This is a genomic window from Rodentibacter mrazii (assembly GCF_001998825.1).
Taxonomy (GTDB): Bacteria; Pseudomonadota; Gammaproteobacteria; order Enterobacterales; family Pasteurellaceae; genus Rodentibacter; species Rodentibacter mrazii.
On sequence record NZ_MLHG01000003.1, the window covers coordinates 1 to 17,108 of the forward strand.

Sequence of the window (17,108 nt, forward strand, 5' to 3'; positions counted from 1 at the left end):
ACTCTGTTGTTTTTGATTTTTATGTTGCTGAGATGTCTAGACAAAGATTTTTTTGACAGTATGATGAAACAAATCAAGAAAATATTAGCTAATAATCAATTAATGTGCGGTCAATTTTAGGAGTAAATTATGAAAAAATTATCCGGTGCCGAAATGGTGGTGCAATCACTACGTGATGAGGGCGTAGAGTATTTGTTTGGTTATCCAGGAGGTGCGGTACTCGATATTTATGATGCGATTCACACCCTCGGTGGCATTGAACATATTCTTGTTCGTCATGAACAAGCCGCTGTCCATATGGCGGATGGTTATGCACGTGCAACAGGCAAAGTGGGCTGTGTATTGGTGACTTCAGGCCCCGGTGCCACTAATGCTATCACCGGTATTGCCACCGCTTATGCGGATTCCGTGCCGATGGTGGTGATTTCAGGGCAAGTGATGAGCCATCTCATTGGTAGCGATGCATTCCAAGAATGTGATATGGTGGGGATTTCACGCCCTGTGGTAAAACACAGTTTTATTGTCAAAAAAGCGGAAGATATTCCGGAAACAATCAAAAAAGCCTTTTACATTGCATCAACAGGTCGTCCCGGCCCTGTTGTGGTAGATATTCCCAAAGACACGGTAAACCCAACCCATAAATTCCCTTATGAATATCCAAAATCTGTTGAAATGCGTTCTTATAATCCCACAGTGAACGGACATAAAGGACAGATTAAAAAAGCACTCAAAGCCTTATTAGTGGCTAAAAAACCGGTGTTATTCGTAGGCGGTGGAGCGGTTGCCGCAGAATGTAGTGAAGCATTAACCCAATTTGCTCAACGTTTGAATTTACCGGTGACGGCATCGCTGATGGGATTAGGTGTCTATCCGAGTACGGATAAACAATTCTTAGGCATGCTTGGTATGCACGGGACTTATGAAGCCAACAATGCGATGCATGAAAGTGATTTAATTCTCGGTATTGGTGTACGTTTTGATGATCGTACAACAAACAATCTTGAAAAATACTGTCCACAGGCAAAAGTGATTCAGATTGATATTGACCCAACATCAATTTCTAAAAATGTCCAAGTGGCGATCCCCATTGTCGGCAATGCAAAAAATATTTTAGATGAATTTTTAAGTTTATTAGGTGAAGAAGGGGGGAATCACCCACAAAATCATCTTGAAGATTGGTGGAAACAAATTAATGAATGGAAAGCCAAAAACTGCTTGGATTTCGACCGCACTTCAGGTGTGATTAAACCTCAACAAGTGATGGAAGCCGTTTATCGTATTACTCAAGGTGACGCTTATGTGGCTTCAGATGTGGGACAACATCAAATGTTTGCTGCATTGCATTATCCCTTTGATAAACCGCGTCGCTGGATCAATTCCGGTGGATTAGGTACGATGGGCTTTGGTTTGCCTGCCGCATTAGGCGTAAAACTTGCCCAACCAAACGGCACGGTAGTATGCGTGACCGGGGACGGCAGTATTCAAATGAATATTCAGGAATTATCCACTGCAACGCAATACGGCATTCCTATTGTAATCATTTGTTTGAATAACCACTTTCTAGGTATGGTAAAACAATGGCAAGATTTGATTTATTCGGGTCGTCATTCACAAACCTATATGAATTCTTTGCCGGATTTTGTGAAATTGGCAGAATCTTATGGGCACGTAGGAATTAAAATTGCTACACCAGATGAGTTGGAGAGTAAATTAGAAGAAGCGTTTAAACTTAAAAACAAACTTGTCTTTGTCGATATCAATGTTGATGAAAGTGAACACGTTTATCCAATGCAAGTGCGTGGTGGCGCAATGAATGAGATGATTTTAGGTAAAGTAAAAGGGGAGAATGAGTAATGCGTAGAGTTTTGTCTGTTCTATTAGAAAATGAATCTGGTGCACTATCACGCGTGGTGGGTTTATTCTCTCAACGAGCATTTAATATTGAAAGTCTTACCGTTGCACCAACGGATGATTCCACATTATCACGAATGACGATTGCAGCAGTGGGTGATGAACAAGTGCTTGAACAAATTGAAAAGCAACTACATAAGCTCGTTGATGTATTTAAAGTGATTAATTTAAGTAATCATGAACACGTTGAGCGTGAAGTTTTACTAGTAAAAATCCGCGCAACGGGAGCATCACGTGATGAAATTAAACGTCTCACCGATATTTTCCGTGGTCAAATTGTGGATGTCACTCCTAAATCCTACACGGTTCAACTAACTGGTACAAAAGATAAATTAGACGCTTTTGTTGCGGCAGTGAAGGAAGAAACAACATTGCTTGAAATTGTTCGTTCTGGATTGATTAGTCTTTCTCGTGGCGAGAAAAACATTCTTTAATTTATCCCTTTCATTGATGAAAAGTCTGCGCTCATAATGAGTGCAGATTTTTTATATTTCCTTGTGTTAAGTGATGATTTTCTTAGGAGTAGGAGGAAAGTAAATTCTAAAAGGCTCTGTAAACTTTTTGTTTATTATACGTGAAAATAAAGGATAAAAAGGAAGCCAAATGGCTTCCTTTGAAAGTGTAGATTATCTTTGTCGCATTGCAGGAAAGAGAATTACATCACGGATAGACGGTGCATTTGCATAAAGCATTGCGAGGCGATCAATACCCAAGCCCTCACCGGCAGTTGGTGGTAATCCGTGTTCAAGTGCAACCACAAAGTCTTCATCTTTAAACATCGCTTCATCATCTCCGGCCTCTTTTGCCGCAACTTGTGCGTCAAAGCGTTCATTTTGGTCTTCCGCATCGTTTAATTCTGAAAAACCATTACCGATTTCACGTCCACCGATGAATAGTTCAAAACGGTCAGTGACTTCTGGGTTTTCATCGTTGCGACGGGCAAGCGGTGAAATTTCTGCCGGATGAGCCATTAAGAATGTCGGTTGAATTAAATGGTGTTCCGCTACTTCCTCAAAAATAGCGTTTACAATGCTACCTAATCCCCAAGATTTTTGCACTTCAATGCCTAAACGTTCAGCGGTGGCTTTGGCACGATCAAAATCGTATAAGTCCTCTTTAACAATGCCTTTATCTGCGCCGTATTTGATCGTTGCATCATGTAGGGTAATGCGTTCGAACGGTTTACCAAAATCAAATTCATATTCACCGTATTTCACAATAGTCGTACCAAGAATATCAATGGCTAGTTTGCGTAATAGTTCTTCAGTATTATCCATTAAATCGTGATAGTCCGCATAGGCTTGATAGTATTCCAGCATAGTAAACTCAGGGTTATGACGAACGGAAACCCCTTCATTGCGGAAGTTACGGTTTAATTCAAATACGCGTTCAAAACCGCCTACAACTAAACGTTTTAAGTAAAGTTCCGGTGCAATACGAAGATACATGTCCACATCAAGGGCATTATGATGTGTGACGAAAGGACGTGCAGCCGCACCACCGGGAATTGCTTGTAGCATTGGCGTTTCTACTTCCATGAAACCTTTTGAGATGAAATATTCACGAATTCCTGCTACAACTTTTGATCTAATAATAAAAGCTCGGCGGGACTCCTCATTCGAAATTAAATCTAAATAACGTTGACGATAACGCATTTCTTGGTCTGTTAAGCCATGGAATTTATCCGGCAACGGACGAAGCGCTTTGGTTAATAATTGAACTTCAGTTGTTTTAACAGTAAGCTCTCCGGTTTTAGTTTTAAATAATGTTCCTTTTACTCCGACAATATCGCCTAAATCCCACTGACCGACATCATCTTTATACACACCTTCCGGTAGATTATCACGTGCCACATAAAGCTGAATTTTACCGCTCATATCTTGCAATGTGATAAAGGTTGCTTTACCCATTGCACGGCGGGTCATAATACGACCGGCAACAGCGACTTCAATGTTTTTTTCTTTTAAGGTTTCATTCTCTTCCGATTCATATTGATTATGCAAATCTTGTGCAAGTGAGTTACGGCGGAATTGGTTTGGGAACGCATTGCCTTTAGCGCGTAGGACCGCTAATTTTTCACGGCGAACGAGCATTTCTCCATTGAAATCGAGTTCTTTTATTTCTTGTTCTGACATTTTTCTTTACCTTTGATAGTGAAAATTTGGTTGTAAAACTTAGTGGAAAATGGCCGCACTTTATAGTCCGGCTTTCAAACTGGCCTCAATAAAGCGATCTAAATCGCCGTCAAGTACGGCTTGTGTGTTGCGATTTTCGATACCGGTACGCAAATCTTTAATGCGTGAATCGTCTAACACATAAGAGCGAATTTGGCTGCCCCAACCGATGTCGGATTTATTGTCTTCCATCGCTTGTTTATCGGCATTTTTCTTTTGTAGTTCCAGTTCATACAATTTTGCTTTTAATTGCTTCATTGCCTGATCTTTATTTTTGTGTTGAGAACGATCATTTTGACATTGCACCACAATACCGCTTGGCATATGGGTAATTCGAACCGCACTTTCGGTTTTATTAACGTGCTGACCGCCCGCACCGGAAGCACGATAAACGTCAATACGTAGATCCGCAGGGTTGATTTCTATATCGATATTATCATCAACTTCAGGATAAACGAATACGGCACTGAAAGAGGTATGGCGGCGGTTATTGGAATCAAATGGGCTTTTGCGTACCAAACGGTGAATGCCGGTTTCTGTACGTAACCAACCGAAGGCATATTCACCGCTAATTTTAATGGTTGCAGATTTTAAACCTGCGACATCACCATCGGAAACCTCCATTAATTCTGTTTTAAAGCCCTTGCTTTCCGCCCAACGTAAATACATACGCAACAACATTTCTGTCCAATCCTGTGCCTCTGTGCCACCGGAACCGGCTTGTAAATCCACATAGCAATCAGAGGCATCATGTTCGCCACTGAACATACGACGAAATTCCAATTGCGCCAGTTGTATTTCAAGCGTTTCTAATTCTGCAACGGCTTCGTTAAAGGTGTCTTCATCCTCAGCTTCTACCGCAAGCTCAAGTAGCCCGTCCACATCTTCCAAGCCTTGTTCCAAATTTTTGATGGTGTTCACGACTTGCTCAAGGGCTACTCGTTCTTTTCCTAAGGATTGTGCGTTATCCGGGTCATTCCAGACTTCAGGCTGTTCTAATTCCGCGTTGACTTCTTCTAAACGTTCGACTTTAGTGTCGAAGTCAAAGATACCCCCGAAGTACAGAAGTGCGGTCGGAAAGATCAGCGATTTTATTTTTCACAGGATTTATTTCAAACATAATTAATTTGCTTTAACTATAAACTGTCGGATTATATGCTATTTTCTTATTTTTGGGTAGCTAGGGTTGCAGAAATTACTAATTTATCTATAATCTCAGGTTCGCTTTTAGCAAATTTAGGTATGAAAAATGAAAAAAATTTTAACCGCACTTTTATGCGCAATGGCTGCAAATGCAATGGCGGATGATTCAGCTATCAAAAATAAATTACAAGCACTTGGTGCGAAAAATGTTGATATTAAAAATTCACCTATCAGTGGTATTAAAACAGCCGTAACTGATGAGGGGATTATTTATGTAACGGAAGACGGTAAATATGCCTTTCAGGGAAAACTTTATGAATTAACCAATAAAGGGCCTGTCGATGTGGCCGGTAAATTATTGATGGATAAACTTAATTCCTACAAAAATGAAATGATTGTTTATCCGGCAAAAAATGAAAAGTATGTCGTCACGGTATTTATGGATACGACTTGTCACTATTGCCATTTATTACACCAACAATTAAAAGAATATAATGATCTTGGTATTACCGTGCGTTATTTGGCTTTCCCTCGTAACGGAATGAGAAGTGAAACGGCAAAACAAATGGAAGCGATTTGGACGACCAAAGATCCTGTTTTTGCTTTAAATGAAGCTGAAAATGGCAGACCGCCAAAAGAAGTTAAAACGCCTAATATTGTGAAAAAACACTACGAGTTAGGTATTCAATTTGGCGTAACCGGAACTCCGAGTGTTATCACATCAAATGGAGAGATCATCGGTGGATATTTAAAACCGGTGGATCTGTTGGCAGCCTTGAAAGAAAGCGAATAATAATTTAGCGATAAACAAAAACGATATTATGTTTTATAAAAGAGCTGTTGGTTTAACAGCTCTTTACTTATGAATTATGAATAAACTCATTAAACGCCGCGAAATTCCGGTTGGAAGTTCTGTTACCGAACATCCCTTACTGGATCGTCTCTATCGTGCCCGCCATATTAAAAATACGAAAGAATTGGACCGCACTTTAAAATCCATGCTGAATCCGAATCAACTTCACGGTATTACTCAAGCGGTATCACTGTTGGTATCGGCTTATCAAACGCAACAAAAAATTGTCATTGTAGGTGATTTTGATGCGGACGGTGCAACCAGTACGGCATTAGCGGTATTGGCACTTCGTCAGCTTGGCTTTACGAATATTGATTATTTAGTGCCGAATCGCTTTGAACAAGGTTATGGGTTGAGTATTCCCGTGGCGGAAATGGCGATTGAAAAAGGTGTACAATTACTAATGACAGTGGATAATGGCGTATCTTCTTTTGAAGGGATTGCTTTTTTAAAAGAAAAAGGTATCCGTGTTTTGGTGACGGATCACCATTTACCTTCAGATACTTTGCCACCGGCAGATGCCATTGTGAACCCGAACTTAAATCAATGCGGTTTTCCTTCAAAATCCTTGGCTGGCGTGGGGGTAGCATTTTATTTAATGCTGGCGGTACGGGCTAGATTTCGTGATCTGGGGATTTTTACTGCGGAAAATCAACCTAATTTTACGGAATTGCTTGATCTTGTAGCACTTGGTACTATTGCTGATGTCGTGCCGCTTGATCAGAATAATCGTATTTTGGCTTATCAGGGGTTAATGCGAATTCGTGCTAAGCATTGCCGACCGGGCATTATTGCTTTAGCGGAAGTGGCAAATCGTAGTATTGAGCAGTTTTCGGCAAGTGATCTTGGCTTTTCCATTGGACCACGTTTAAATGCGGCAGGGCGATTGGATAATATGTCTCTTGGTGTGGAATTGTTGCTTGCGGAAGAAATGCAAACTGCGCGTGAACTCGCCTTAGAACTGGATCAGCTGAATCAAACGCGCAAAGAAATTGAAGCGGGAATGAAATTTGAAGCATTGGAAATTTGCCGAAATCTCACCGCACTTTTCAACGAATTACCAAGTGGTATTGTACTTTATCAAGCAGATTGGCATCAAGGTGTGCTAGGGATTGTTTCGTCTCGTATTAAAGATCAATATCATCGCCCGGTTATTGCTTTTGCACAAGATGAAAAAGGCGTATTGAAAGGTTCTGCCCGCTCTATTGAAGGAGTACATATTCGGGATCTGTTAGAACGAATTCATTCTCAATATCCCGATATGATCTTAAAATTTGGCGGACATGCGATGGCAGCAGGTTTAAGCATTCGTGAAGAATGTTTTACGCAATTTCAACAAATTTTCAATCAAACGGTATTCGAATGGTTGGATGATGCACATTTACAAGGCATTATTTGGACAGATGGTGAATTAGGCTCGAATGAATTCACGCTTGAAACGGCTGAATTGTTAAAAAATGGTGGACCTTGGGGGCAGGCATTCCCAGAACCTTGCTTTGACGGTGAATTTAAAATTTTGGATCAACGCGCAATTGGGCAAGGGCAAAATCATTTAAAAATGTTAGTTGAGCCGAAGCAGGGCGGTCCGCTTTTGGATGCTGTTGCTTTTAATATTGATACCCGATTATATCCTGATTTATCCATTAAACAGGCTCGTCTGGCCTATAAATTGGACATAAATGAGTTTCGTGGTAATCGTAATATCCAATTATTAGTAGATCATATTGAACCAATAGATGAGTAAAATAATAAAGTGGCGATGGGGCAATCTTGCGTTATTCGGTATTGCAACGCAGTTTGCTTTCGCAGAAACGAATCCAAAAGATTTTTCTGTACAAAATCAACCGCACTTGCCGTCTGCAAATACATTAGGATTTGAGGACGGGCGCGATTATTTTTCCTATAAAGAACCGGTGGTTCATCCTTTGCGTGCCGATAAGAAAATCCGTATTCAATTCTTTTTTGATTATGATTGTAGAGTGTGTTCGTCCGCGCAAGATATTTTGGAATTCTATAGCCAAATGCGTCCTGATAAAATTGTTTTGGAACAATATCCAGTGGCAACTATCGAAAATCAATTTAGTGCAAAGGTGTTCTACACTTTAAAAGCATTAAAAGCAGGAGAATTATCTGATGCATTATTGTTTGAAACGGCAGAAAAATCACGTTATGTTGAACTGGCATCGCCGGCAAAAATGCTAAAATGGGCGGAGCAGCAGGGACTTGATAAACAAATCTTTGCAAAAACCGAAAATTCTTCGGATATAAAGGAAAAAATAAAAGATTCTATTGAATTAACGGAAGAATATGGTGTTTTTACTTATCCTTATGTGGTGATTGGTGGAAAGTATGTACTGACGGCGAGTACGCTTTATAATGATGATTACAGTGTGGCTGTATTAGATTATTTAGTGAATAAATTGGAAAAGGAGAGAGAGAAATGAAAATAGGCATTGTTGGTGCAATGGCGCAAGAAGTCGAAATTCTGAAAGGCTTAATGACGGATAAGATCGAAACGAGGGTAGCAAGTACGGTCATTTTTGAGGGAAAAATTAACGGAAAATCCGTTGCTTTGTTGCAATCGGGAATCGGGAAAGTTGCTGCTGCAATCGGAACTACCGCCTTACTACAACTGGCAAAACCGGATATTGTGATCAATACGGGATCAGCCGGTGGCGTAGCGAAAGGATTAAAAGTCGGCGATATTGTCATTTCCGATGAGACCCGTTATCACGATGTGGATGTTACGGTATTCGGCTATGAAAAAGGTCAACTTCCGGCTAATCCCGCGGCATTTTTGTCTGATGAGAAATTAGCGGATCTAGCACAAAAAACGGCTGAAGCACAGGGGCAATCGGTAAAACGTGGGTTAATTTGTTCCGGTGACAGCTTTATTAATAGTGAAGATAAAATTGCTGAAATCAAAGCGGATTTCCCTCATGTTACAGCGGTCGAAATGGAGGCAACGGCAATCGCCCAAGTTTGCTATGCATTTAATGTTCCGTTTGTGGTCGTACGTGCGATTTCTGATGGTGGCGATGGGGAAGCGAGTCTGTCTTTTGAGGAATTTTTACCGCTTGCGGCGAAACAATCTTCTGCATTGGTTTTAGGCATGTTAGACAAATTATAGGATTTCTTATGGGAATAATTATTACCGTTGATGGCCCAAGTGGTGCGGGAAAAGGTACATTGTGCTATGCGTTAGCGGAAAAATTAGGCTATGCCTTGTTAGATAGTGGGGCAATTTATCGTGTTACGGCGTTGGCTGCGATGAAAAGTGCGGTCGATTTATCAGATGAATTTGCTCTGGCGGAATTGGCACGTAATTTGGATATTCAATTTGTTCCGCGAGATGGGGAAGTTAATATTTTATTAAACGGCGAGAATGTAAGTCGTTTAATTCGCACTCAAGAAACGGCAGATGTTGCATCAAAAATCGCTGTTTTTCCGCAAGTTAGAGCAGCATTACTGCAACTTCAACGGGATTTCGCAAAAAATAATAACCTCATTGCTGACGGGCGTGATATGGGAACCGTGGTATTTCCCAATGCTCAGATAAAACTCTTTTTAGACGCAAGTGCTGAAGAACGTGCAAAAAGGCGCTACAAACAGTTGCAAAGCAAGGGAATTAGTGGTAACTTTGCACAGATTTTGGTCGAGATAAAGGAACGGGACTTTCGTGATAGAAATCGTGAAGTCGCTCCGCTTAAACCGGCTGAAGATGCGTTGTTACTTGATAGTACAACATTGAGTATTGATGACGTGATTGCTCAAGCGATGGCTTACATTCAACAACGTAAAAATACTTAACTTTGTTTATTCAAGGATGAATAGACGTTTATTCTCAACCCCACATCTTATGGATAAAATGTGGATGTTATTAACTTTTAAAGAAGATTATTTATATGTCAGAATCTTTTGCTCAACTCTTTGAAGAATCATTAAAAGGCCTTGAAACCCGTCAAGGTTCAATCGTTAGCGGTACTGTAGTAGCTATTCAAAAAGGTTTTGTCCTTGTTGATGCCGGTTTAAAATCTGAATCTGCAATTCCGGTTGCTGAGTTCCTAAATGCACAAGGCGAGCTTGAAATTCAAGTTGGTGATACTGTAAATGTTGCATTAGATGCAGTTGAAGATGGTTTCGGTGAAACTAAACTTTCTCGCGAGAAAGCGGTTCGTCACGAATCTTGGATTGAATTAGAAAAAGCTTACGAAGAAAAAGCGACTGTTATCGGTTTAATCAACGGTAAAGTAAAAGGCGGTTTCACAGTTGAGCTAAACGGTGTTCGTGCATTCTTACCAGGTTCTTTAGTTGATACTCGTCCGGCACGTGATGCAGATCACTTATTAGGTAAAGAATTAGAATTCAAAGTTATTAAATTAGATCAAAAACGTAACAACGTCGTGGTTTCACGTCGTGCAGTCATTGAATCTGAAAACAGCCAAGAGCGTGAACAAGTGTTGGAAAACCTTGTTGAAGGTTCAGAAGTTAAAGGTATTGTTAAGAATTTAACTGACTATGGTGCATTCGTTGATTTAGGCGGTGTTGATGGTTTATTACACATTACCGATATGGCTTGGAAACGTGTTAAACACCCAAGTGAAATCGTGAATGTCGGTGATGAAGTTACTGTTAAAGTATTGAAATTTGATAAAGATCGTACCCGTGTATCTTTAGGTTTAAAACAATTAGGTCAAGATCCTTGGGTGGCTATCGCTGAAAATCATCCGGTGAACAGCAAATTAACCGGTAAAGTGACTAATTTAACCGATTATGGTTGCTTTGTTGAGATCTTAGATGGTGTTGAAGGTTTAGTCCACGTTTCTGAAATGGATTGGACGAACAAAAATATTCATCCGTCTAAAGTGGTTAGCCTAGGCGATGTTGTTGAGGTAATGGTATTGGAAATTGACGAAGAACGTCGTCGTATTTCTTTAGGTTTAAAACAATGCAAACCTAACCCATGGACTCAATTTGCTGAAACTCACAATAAAGGTGACAAAGTAACCGGTAAAATTAAATCTATCACTGATTTCGGTATCTTTATCGGTCTTGAGGGCGGAATTGATGGTTTAGTTCATTTATCTGATATTTCTTGGAATGTATCAGGTGAAGAAGCTGTTCGTAACTACAAAAAAGGTGACGAAGTTTCTGCAGTCGTATTAGCAGTAGATGCAGTTAAAGAGCGTATTTCTTTAGGTATCAAACAACTTGAAGAAGATCCATTCAATAACTTCATTGCAATCAATAAAAAAGGTGCAGTAGTTTCTGCAACTGTGGTTGAAGCTGATGCGAAAGGTGCTAAAGTAGAATTAGTGGGCGGGGCAGAAGGTTATATCCGTGCAGCTGATCTTACTGATGAAGTTACGGCTGGAGATGTTGTTGAAGCGAAATACACTGGTGTAGATCGTAAAGCCCGTATTGTTCACTTATCCGTAAAAGCAAAAGCTCAAGCTGAAGAAGCTGCGGCAGTTGCAAGTGTGAATAACAAACAAGAAGAACTTGCTATTCCAAATGCAATGGCTGAAGCATTCAAAGCAGCTAAAGGTGAATAATTAATTTATTCTGTCAGGCTGGCTTGCCCCAGCCTTATTTTTCTTCAAGTTTTATTGATAATTTATTTATCATATGAATTATCAATAAAACTTATTGTCATAAACATGTTAATAATAGAAATAAAGGAGAAATATGATGACTAAGTCAGAACTTATTGAAAATTTATCTGCTAAACATCCTTCTTTATCTATAAAAGAAATTGAAGGTGTTGTGAAAGATATTTTAGAGCTCATTGCGCAATCGTTGGAAGAGGCGAACCGTATTGAAGTTCGAGGGTTTGGTAGCTTTTCTCTTCATTATCGTCAACCCCGTCTTGGTAGAAACCCTAAAACAGGGGATTCTGTGAAATTAGATGCTAAATGTGTGCCTCATTTTAAGGCAGGTAAAGAGCTGAGAGAACGGGTAGATATATTCTCTTAGAAATAAATGAAATAGCGACACTTAGGTGTCGTTTTTCATTGGAAACTTTGGCATAATAAAGAGGACATTTTTTAAAGGATCTCGCTATGATTAAATATATTCTAGGATTTATAATTGCTTTAGCCATTGTGCTTGTAGCCGTTACAATTGGTGCAAATAATGATCAAGTAATTACGTTCAATTATATTTTTGCCGAAAGCCAATTCCAGCTTTCAACCCTTGTCGCTATTTTATTTGGTTTAGGATTAATTTTGGGTTGGTTTATTACCGGCTTCTTCTACTTAAAATTGAAACTAAAAAACATGTCCCTCAGTCGTCAAATTAAACGTCAAACTTTACAAATTAACGAATTAACAACAACTCGTGATAAGGCTAAGGCAGAATAATGCTTGAGTTGCTCTTTCTGCTTTTGCCCATTGCTGCTGCTTATGGTTGGTATATGGGGCAGCGTAGTGCTAAAAAAGATCAGGAAGGTATTAGCAATAAACTCTCTCGTGATTATGTTACTGGAGTGAATTTTTTGCTTTCTAATCAAACAGATAAAGCCGTTGATTTGTTTTTGGATATGTTACAAAAACAAGAGGCTGAAAATGAGATAGAAAGCCGTTCACAATTTGAAGCAGAATTAACCTTGGGTAATTTATTCCGTTCTCGCGGCGAAGTTGATCGGGCATTACGTATTCATCAAGCACTTGATCGTAGTCCGGATTATTCTTTTGAACAAAAACTTCTTGCTAAACAGCAGCTTGCACGTGATTTCATGACAATTGGTTTTTTTGATCGTGCAGAAAATCTTTATATTGTACTAGTAGATGAACCGGAATTTGCCGAAAATGCACTACAACAGCTTTTGTTAATTTATCAAAAGACAAAAGAGTGGAAAAAAGCGGTAAATATTGCTGAAAAATTAGCAAAAATTCATCCTAAAGATAATAATATTGAATTAGCTCAATGTTATTGTGAATATATTCAAAGTATGAATACTGAAAGTGCGGTTGAAAAACGTCATATTTTACAAAAAGCACTGCAAGTTTCCTCAACATGTGTTAGAGCTTCAATGTTATTAGCTGATTTAGATATTGCAGAAAAATCTTATCAACAAGCAATTAAAGTATTAGAAAATGTGCTTTATCAAAATCCCGATTATATTGGAGAAGTCCTACCCACTTTAAAACATTGCTATACAGAATTAAATCAACTTGATAATTTTGAATTATTTTTAATCCGTGCAGGACAAGTCGCTAAAAATGATGGCGTTGATTTAGCACTTGCAAAATTAATTGAAGAAAAAGATGGAAAATCTGCCGCACAAGCGAATCTTTATCAACGATTAACGAAAAATCCAAGCACACTTATTTTCCATCGGTTTATCCAATATCAAATTGATGACGCAGAAGAAGGTCGAGGAAAAGAAAGCCTAGTTTTGCTTCACAAAATGGTAGGGGAGCGTATCAAACAGAGCGCAGTTTATCGCTGCTCAAATTGTGGTTATCAACTTCACAAACTACTTTGGAATTGCCCATCTTGCCGTCATTGGGAAACGATCAAACCATTATCCGCACAAGAACATTATTAAAGAGGAAAATTTATGACTAGCAAAGTTATTGTTGCACTTGATTACGAAACAGAAGCAGAAGCGCTTGCGTTAGTTGATCAAATTGATCCAAGTTTATGCCGCTTGAAAGTCGGCAAAGAAATGTTTACCACTTTGGGAACGAATTTTGTAAAACAACTACATCAACGTAATTTTGACGTTTTCCTTGATTTAAAATTTCACGATATTCCGAATACTGTGGCAAGAGCGGTGCGTTCCGCCGCAGATTTAGGCGTATGGATGGTGGATGTTCATGCCAGTGGCGGTTTAAAAATGATGGAGGAAGCGAAAAAAATTCTTGAACCTTATGGTAAAGATGCTCCGCTTTTGATTGCTGTAACCGTTTTAACCAGTATGGAAGATTTGGATTTACTTCAAATTGGTATTAATGCTTCACCGATGGAACAAGTATTACGCCTTGCACATTTAACGCAGCGGGCAGGATTAGACGGCGTGGTTTGCTCTCCGCAAGAAGTGGAAATTTTACGTAATAGTTGTGGTGCCGATTTCAAATTAATTACCCCCGGAATTCGTCCAATTGGTGCTGATTTTGGCGATCAACGTCGTGTAATGACGCCGGCTGCAGCAATTAAATCCGGCTCTGATTATTTAGTGATTGGTCGCCCGATTACACAAGCAGAAAATCCGGCAGAAGTGCTTCACTCTATTAACGTTTCTATTGCACAGTAATTATGTCTGAATCTATTTTAGTTTATTCCACTGAAAGTGGGCGAATTAAAGAAGAAAAAGCTCAGTTATCAAGGCCTAAGGGGGATGGTATTGTGCGTATTCAACGTCAAACCAGTGGGCGAAAAGGAGCGGCTGTTTCCGTCATTACCGGATTAGATTTATTGGATGACGGATTGAAAAAACTTGCTACGGAACTCAAGAAACGCTGTGGTACAGGCGGTTCTGTAAAGGACGGTAATATTGAAATCCAAGGTGAAAAAAGAGAGTTGCTCAAACGATTACTGGAAGAAAAAGGCTTCACTGTTAAGATAGTAGGCGGTTAGAAAAATAAAAATCCATCTTTAAAGATGGATTTTTTGTATCTCAATTTAATGGAAATATGCAATGAGAATCGCACCAATAAAGCTCATTAGAGAAAGCAGTAGGAATATTGGATTGGCTTTTACTACTTTTCTGCCAAAGAATTTTGTTGAAAAGATAACGTACAAAATGAGCAGACAGAATTTAGCGATAAGCCAAGTTTCCAATTCAAAAGGCAATAGGAAAAATATGACCGCTCCGCTTACAATTAAAAGCGTATCTGCTAAGTGCGGTAAAATTTTTAACAGTTTTATGGCTCGCCAATCTTTCCCACTTAATTGCATTATGCCGCGCACAATTAAAAGCCCTAAACTTAAAAATACACAGAAGACGTGCAAAAAAATTAACATAATCACTCCAAATTTTATTGTGGAAAAGTGCGGTTAAAATTAACCGCACTTTTCTTGCCTTTTATTTTGCAATACGTTTATATTTCATTCTGTGTGGTTGCAATGCCTCTGTGCCAAAGGTTTTCTTTTTCCACTCTTCGTAGTCAGAGAAATTGCCTTCGTAGAACGTGACTTTGCCTTCATCGCCATAGTCAAGAATATGGGTTGCGATACGATCTAGGAACCAACGGTCATGAGAGATCACCATGGCACAACCCGGGAATTCCAAGATTGCATTTTCTAATGCACGCAAGGTTTCTACATCAAGATCATTAGTCGGCTCGTCCAGTAAGAGTACGTTGCCGCCGGCTTGCAATAATTTAGCTAAATGTAAACGCCCACGCTCACCACCAGAGAGTTCACCAACCCGTTTTTGCTGATCAACCCCTTTGAAATTGAAGCGCCCGACATAAGCACGGCTTGGAATTTCAAAATTACCGATGGTGAGAATATCTTGTCCGTTTGATACTTCTTCCCACACGGTTTTCTTATCGTCCATGGCATCACGGAATTGATCTACGGAGGCGAGAACAACGGTTTCACCCATCGTAATAGAACCGCTATCAGGTTTTTCCTGACCTGAAAGCATACGGAATAGAGTAGATTTACCAGCCCCGTTAGCCCCGATAATCCCTACAATCGCACCTTTCGGAATGGAGAAAGAAAGGTCATCAATTAAGGTACGATCGCCATAAGATTTAGTGAGATTTTGTACTTCGATCACTTTATCACCTAAGCGTGGACCCGGTGGAATAAATAGCTCATTGGTTTCATTGCGTTTTTGATATTCTCCTGAATTGAGTTCCTCAAAACGTGCCATACGGGCTTTGCTTTTCGCTTGGCGGCCTTTCGGGTTTTGACGCACCCATTCCAACTCTTTCTCAATGGATTTTTGACGAGCAGATTCTGTCGCTTGCTCTTGGGCAAGGCGTTTTTCTTTCTGTTCTAACCAGGAGGAGTAGTTACCTTCCCAAGGAATTCCCTCACCGCGGTCGAGCTCTAAAATCCAGCCGGCAACATTATCCAAGAAATAACGGTCGTGGGTGATCGCTACCACTGTTCCCTCATAATCGTGTAGGAAACGTTCTAACCATGCCACCGATTCCGCATCTAAGTGGTTGGTCGGCTCGTCTAACAGCAGCATATCCGGCTTTTCAAGTAACAATCGGCAAAGTGCGACACGGCGACGTTCACCCCCCGACAAATGTTCAACTTTTGCTTCCCAATCAGGCAAGCGTAACGCATCAGCGGCACGCTCTAGCTGATTATCTAAATTATGTCCGTCTTGTGCTTGAATGATTGCTTCCAATTTGGCTTGTTCTGCGGCAAGTTTATCAAAATCCGCATCAGGATCGGCATAAAGAGCATAAACTTCATCAAGACGAGCAAGCGCGTTTTTAACTTCGGATACCGCTTCTTCCACCGCTTCACGCACGGTTTGTTGCGGTTCAAGTTTGGGTTCTTGTGGCAGATAGCCAATTTTAATACCCGGTTGTGGACGGGCTTCTCCTTCGATCTCTTTATCAATCCCCGCCATAATGCGAAGTAGGGTAGATTTACCTGCCCCGTTTAAGCCAAGAACGCCAATTTTCGCCCCTGGAAAAAAGCTTAGGGAAATATCTTTTAAAATATGCCGTTTAGGTGGAACAACCTTCCCGACGCGATGCATGGTATAAACAAATTGTGATGACATAATCGTCCTTTCTAATTGATTAAAAAAGTGCGGTCATTTTACTTGATGTTTAGCAAATAAGCTAATTAGAAGGTAAAAAAAACCACCCGATTCGGGTGGTAGGAAAGTAGTTTAGCTATATATTTATGATTATTTTATTTAGGAACTTTATGAATATCAAGCAATCACTTGACGGGGTGTATAGTACATAAAACCTCTTCAAAAATAAAATTCAATCTTATTGTTTATTGATGTAAGTCAATAAATTTCGATGACTTATTAATTTCTGATTATAAAGTAAACGTTTTTTAGAATTTTTTTGTCTATGCTAGAATGAACGAATTTT

The 17,108-nt window shown here is 39.7% G+C and carries 17 protein-coding genes; 13 read left to right on the forward strand and 4 right to left on the reverse strand.

Translation table 11 applies throughout. From position 1 onward, the window contains the following. Nucleotides 1–129 precede the first annotated feature (129 nt). Both BKK47_RS00050 and ilvN read left to right on the forward strand, forming a co-directional pair. A complete protein-coding gene (locus BKK47_RS00050) occupies nucleotides 130–1,854 on the forward strand; it encodes an acetolactate synthase 3 large subunit (RefSeq protein ID WP_077492916.1) in 1,725 nt (574 codons plus the stop codon). Then, on the forward strand, nucleotides 1,854–2,345 hold the full coding sequence (gene ilvN, locus BKK47_RS00055) for an acetolactate synthase small subunit (protein ID WP_077492917.1): 492 nt from the start codon (nucleotides 1,854–1,856) through the stop codon (nucleotides 2,343–2,345). The genes BKK47_RS00050 and ilvN overlap by 1 nt, the downstream gene beginning before the upstream one ends. Before the next feature lie 192 nt (nucleotides 2,346–2,537). Here the strand turns inward: ilvN and lysS are convergent, their stop codons facing one another. Both lysS and prfB read right to left on the reverse strand, forming a co-directional pair. Continuing rightward, nucleotides 2,538–4,046: a lysine--tRNA ligase gene (gene lysS / locus BKK47_RS00060; protein ID WP_077492918.1), complete on the reverse strand. Its 1,509-nt coding sequence runs from the start codon at nucleotides 4,044–4,046 to the stop codon at nucleotides 2,538–2,540. Nucleotides 4,047–4,106: 60 nt separating this feature from the next. Further along, nucleotides 4,107–5,205 (reverse strand): peptide chain release factor 2 gene (gene prfB, locus BKK47_RS00065; RefSeq protein WP_143529550.1). Its coding sequence is split into 2 segments (ribosomal slippage): nucleotides 4,107–5,129 and nucleotides 5,131–5,205, totalling 1,098 coding nucleotides; the frame shifts between segments, so codons are not numbered across the junction. A 129-nt stretch (nucleotides 5,206–5,334) separates the two neighbouring features. Between prfB and dsbC the strand changes: the two genes are divergently transcribed. The 11 genes from dsbC (at nucleotide 5,335) to yciH (ending at nucleotide 14,664) form a co-directional block, all read left to right on the forward strand. Then, nucleotides 5,335–6,021, forward strand: coding sequence for a bifunctional protein-disulfide isomerase/oxidoreductase DsbC (gene dsbC, locus BKK47_RS00070; protein ID WP_077492920.1), 687 nt, complete (start codon nucleotides 5,335–5,337; stop codon nucleotides 6,019–6,021). 76 nt (nucleotides 6,022–6,097) lie between these two features. Further along, a complete protein-coding gene (gene recJ, locus BKK47_RS00075; protein WP_077492921.1) occupies nucleotides 6,098–7,825 on the forward strand; it encodes a single-stranded-DNA-specific exonuclease RecJ in 1,728 nt (575 codons plus the stop codon). Beyond that, nucleotides 7,818–8,525: a thiol:disulfide interchange protein DsbA/DsbL gene (locus BKK47_RS00080; protein ID WP_077492922.1), complete on the forward strand. Its 708-nt coding sequence runs from the start codon at nucleotides 7,818–7,820 to the stop codon at nucleotides 8,523–8,525. Before recJ ends, BKK47_RS00080 begins: the two co-directional genes overlap by 8 nt. Next, nucleotides 8,522–9,211 (forward strand): 5'-methylthioadenosine/adenosylhomocysteine nucleosidase, encoded by a 690-nt coding sequence (locus BKK47_RS00085; protein WP_077492923.1) that lies wholly within the window; start codon nucleotides 8,522–8,524, stop codon nucleotides 9,209–9,211. The genes BKK47_RS00080 and BKK47_RS00085 overlap by 4 nt, the downstream gene beginning before the upstream one ends. An 8-nt stretch (nucleotides 9,212–9,219) precedes the next feature. After that, entirely contained in the window at nucleotides 9,220–9,891 is a 672-nt protein-coding gene (cmk, locus tag BKK47_RS00090) for a (d)CMP kinase (protein ID WP_077492924.1), read from the forward strand. Between the two features lie 95 nt (nucleotides 9,892–9,986). Further along, nucleotides 9,987–11,636, forward strand: coding sequence for a 30S ribosomal protein S1 (gene rpsA, locus BKK47_RS00095; protein ID WP_077492925.1), 1,650 nt, complete (start codon nucleotides 9,987–9,989; stop codon nucleotides 11,634–11,636). A gap of 136 nt (nucleotides 11,637–11,772) precedes the next feature. Continuing rightward, complete coding sequence (locus BKK47_RS00100; RefSeq protein WP_077435922.1) at nucleotides 11,773–12,057, forward strand: integration host factor subunit beta; 285 nt, start codon at nucleotides 11,773–11,775, stop codon at nucleotides 12,055–12,057. 86 nt (nucleotides 12,058–12,143) lie between these two features. After that, complete coding sequence (locus BKK47_RS00105; protein WP_077435680.1) at nucleotides 12,144–12,443, forward strand: LapA family protein; 300 nt, start codon at nucleotides 12,144–12,146, stop codon at nucleotides 12,441–12,443. Next, nucleotides 12,443–13,633, forward strand: coding sequence for a lipopolysaccharide assembly protein LapB (lapB, locus tag BKK47_RS00110; RefSeq protein WP_077492926.1), 1,191 nt, complete (start codon nucleotides 12,443–12,445; stop codon nucleotides 13,631–13,633). Before BKK47_RS00105 ends, lapB begins: the two co-directional genes overlap by 1 nt. A 12-nt stretch (nucleotides 13,634–13,645) precedes the next feature. Next, on the forward strand, nucleotides 13,646–14,341 hold the full coding sequence (gene pyrF, locus BKK47_RS00115; RefSeq protein WP_077492927.1) for an orotidine-5'-phosphate decarboxylase: 696 nt from the start codon (nucleotides 13,646–13,648) through the stop codon (nucleotides 14,339–14,341). A 2-nt stretch (nucleotides 14,342–14,343) separates the two neighbouring features. Continuing rightward, nucleotides 14,344–14,664 carry a stress response translation initiation inhibitor YciH gene (gene yciH, locus BKK47_RS00120; protein WP_077492928.1) on the forward strand — a complete coding sequence of 107 codons (321 nt, stop codon included), beginning with the start codon at nucleotides 14,344–14,346 and terminating at the stop codon, nucleotides 14,662–14,664. 45 nt (nucleotides 14,665–14,709) lie between these two features. Here the strand turns inward: yciH and BKK47_RS00125 are convergent, their stop codons facing one another. After that, the gene (locus tag BKK47_RS00125) at nucleotides 14,710–15,051 is read right to left on the reverse strand and encodes a SirB2 family protein (protein ID WP_077492929.1); all 342 of its coding nucleotides are present in this window, start codon (nucleotides 15,049–15,051) and stop codon (nucleotides 14,710–14,712) included. Between the two features lie 61 nt (nucleotides 15,052–15,112). Next, nucleotides 15,113–16,783: an energy-dependent translational throttle protein EttA gene (gene ettA / locus BKK47_RS00130; protein ID WP_077492930.1), complete on the reverse strand. Its 1,671-nt coding sequence runs from the start codon at nucleotides 16,781–16,783 to the stop codon at nucleotides 15,113–15,115. Nucleotides 16,784–17,108: the final 325 nt, after the last annotated feature.

Excerpts from the sequence above, each read along its gene's own strand:
- BKK47_RS00050 (WP_077492916.1), top strand. The coding sequence starts at position 130 with ATGAAAAAATTATCCGGTGCCGAAATGGTGGTGCAATCACTACGTGAT.
- ilvN (WP_077492917.1), top strand. The coding sequence starts at position 1,854 with ATGCGTAGAGTTTTGTCTGTTCTATTAGAAAATGAATCTGGTGCACTA.
- lysS (WP_077492918.1), bottom strand. The coding sequence starts at position 4,046 with ATGTCAGAACAAGAAATAAAAGAACTCGATTTCAATGGAGAAATGCTC.
- dsbC (WP_077492920.1), top strand. The coding sequence starts at position 5,335 with ATGAAAAAAATTTTAACCGCACTTTTATGCGCAATGGCTGCAAATGCA.
- recJ (WP_077492921.1), top strand. The coding sequence starts at position 6,098 with ATGAATAAACTCATTAAACGCCGCGAAATTCCGGTTGGAAGTTCTGTT.
- BKK47_RS00080 (WP_077492922.1), top strand. The coding sequence starts at position 7,818 with ATGAGTAAAATAATAAAGTGGCGATGGGGCAATCTTGCGTTATTCGGT.
- BKK47_RS00085 (WP_077492923.1), top strand. The coding sequence starts at position 8,522 with ATGAAAATAGGCATTGTTGGTGCAATGGCGCAAGAAGTCGAAATTCTG.
- cmk (WP_077492924.1), top strand. The coding sequence starts at position 9,220 with ATGGGAATAATTATTACCGTTGATGGCCCAAGTGGTGCGGGAAAAGGT.
- rpsA (WP_077492925.1), top strand. The coding sequence starts at position 9,987 with ATGTCAGAATCTTTTGCTCAACTCTTTGAAGAATCATTAAAAGGCCTT.
- BKK47_RS00100 (WP_077435922.1), top strand. The coding sequence starts at position 11,773 with ATGACTAAGTCAGAACTTATTGAAAATTTATCTGCTAAACATCCTTCT.
- BKK47_RS00105 (WP_077435680.1), top strand. The coding sequence starts at position 12,144 with ATGATTAAATATATTCTAGGATTTATAATTGCTTTAGCCATTGTGCTT.
- lapB (WP_077492926.1), top strand. The coding sequence starts at position 12,443 with ATGCTTGAGTTGCTCTTTCTGCTTTTGCCCATTGCTGCTGCTTATGGT.
- pyrF (WP_077492927.1), top strand. The coding sequence starts at position 13,646 with ATGACTAGCAAAGTTATTGTTGCACTTGATTACGAAACAGAAGCAGAA.
- yciH (WP_077492928.1), top strand. The coding sequence starts at position 14,344 with ATGTCTGAATCTATTTTAGTTTATTCCACTGAAAGTGGGCGAATTAAA.
- BKK47_RS00125 (WP_077492929.1), bottom strand. The coding sequence starts at position 15,051 with ATGTTAATTTTTTTGCACGTCTTCTGTGTATTTTTAAGTTTAGGGCTT.
- ettA (WP_077492930.1), bottom strand. The coding sequence starts at position 16,783 with ATGTCATCACAATTTGTTTATACCATGCATCGCGTCGGGAAGGTTGTT.